This is a genomic window from Paenibacillus eucommiae (assembly GCF_017874215.1).
In the GTDB taxonomy this organism is placed as follows: Bacteria; Bacillota; Bacilli; order Paenibacillales; family NBRC-103111; genus Paenibacillus_AI; species Paenibacillus_AI eucommiae.
This window is the reverse complement of record NZ_JAGGLB010000080.1, coordinates 1-1,609: the sequence shown is the minus strand read 5'-3', so window position 1 is coordinate 1,609 and position 1,609 is coordinate 1. Positions and strand designations below refer to the sequence as shown.

At 50.7% G+C, this 1,609-nt stretch carries 2 rRNA genes; both read left to right on the top strand.

Annotated elements, in window-relative coordinates:
- Positions 1–512: ribosomal RNA gene (locus J2Z66_RS42315) — 16S ribosomal RNA — on the top strand; the annotation flags it as partial.
- A gap of 402 nt (positions 513–914) precedes the next feature.
- Positions 915–1,609, top strand: a 23S ribosomal RNA gene (locus J2Z66_RS42310); the annotation flags it as partial.

Below are 1,609 nucleotides of genomic sequence, written 5' to 3'. Positions count from 1 at the left end.
AGACAGGTGGTGCATGGTTGTCGTCAGCTCGTGTCGTGAGATGTTGGGTTAAGTCCCGCAACGAGCGCAACCCTTGATCTTAGTTGCCAGCAGGTTATGCTGGGCACTCTAAGGTGACTGCCGGTGACAAACCGGAGGAAGGTGGGGATGACGTCAAATCATCATGCCCCTTATGACCTGGGCTACACACGTACTACAATGGCCGGTACAACGGGAAGCGAAATCGCGAGATGGAGCCAATCCTTATAAGCCGGTCTCAGTTCGGATTGCAGGCTGCAACTCGCCTGCATGAAGTCGGAATTGCTAGTAATCGCGGATCAGCATGCCGCGGTGAATACGTTCCCGGGTCTTGTACACACCGCCCGTCACACCACGAGAGTTTACAACACCCGAAGTCGGTGGGGTAACCGAGTGCTTGCACTTGGGGCCAGCCGCCGAAGGTGGGGTAGATGATTGGGGTGAAGTCGTAACAAGGTAGCCGTATCGGAAGGTGCGGCTGGATCACCTCCTTTCTATGGAGTCCTTGGTACCTGCAACGGTACCGGACAAGCGCGAAAGCGCAAAGCATTACAATCGCTGAAGGACCATTTCATTTGTTTAGTTTTGATGGAGTTTGCTATTTCCATCACCTTTGAATATATGCCATAATTTGTGGTTTGTATTTAAGAGGGCATCATGATAAGATATAAATCCGCCGCCGAATAGGGCGGTATTGTTGACAGAAAGACCTATTTTCGTCAGCAAAATATTTAAAAGCAAGACAGCATGATAAATTGTTCCTTGAAAACTAGATAGCGAAACGAACGAAAGCAAGAAACTTAGAATTCCTTTTTATGTTTCGGTTTCACAACCGAACATGAGAATTTTTCTGGACAACAAGAATGGCAGCGGCATTTATGCTGAAATGTATTCATGGTTAAGCTAGAAAGAGCACACGGAGGATGCCTAGGCACTAGGAGCCGAAGAAGGACGTGGCGAACGACGAAATGCCTCGGGGAGCCGTAAGCAGGCTTTGATCCGGGGATGTCCGAATGGGGGAACCCGGCTGTGGTAATGCGCAGTTACCCTGCAGTGAATACATAGCTGCAGAGGAGGCATACCCAGGGAACTGAAACATCTAAGTACCTGGAGGAAAAGAAAACAATAGTGATTCCGTCAGTAGCGGCGAGCGAACGCGGAATAGCCCAAACCAGGGAGCTTGCTCCTTGGGGTTGTAGGACCTCGCTGTGGGGTTAGCTTGTTAGGTGAAGTGGTCTGGAAAGGCCCGGCAAAGAAGGTAAAAGCCCTGTAGCCAAAAGCAAGCGAAATCCCTAGAGGTATCCTGAGTACGGCGGGTCACGTGAAACCCCGTCGGAATCCGGCAGGACCATCTGCCAAGGCTAAATACTCCCTAGTGACCGATAGTGAAGCAGTACCGTGAGGGAAAGGTGAAAAGCACCGCGGAAGCGGAGTGAAAAAGAACCTGAAACCGTGTGCTTACAAAAAGTCAGAGCCCGTTAAGGGGTGATGGCGTGCCTTTTGTAGAATGAACCGGCGAGTTACGTTCACGTGCGAGGTTAAGCTGAAGAGGCGGAGCCGCAGCGAAAGCGAGTCTGAATAGGGCGAATTA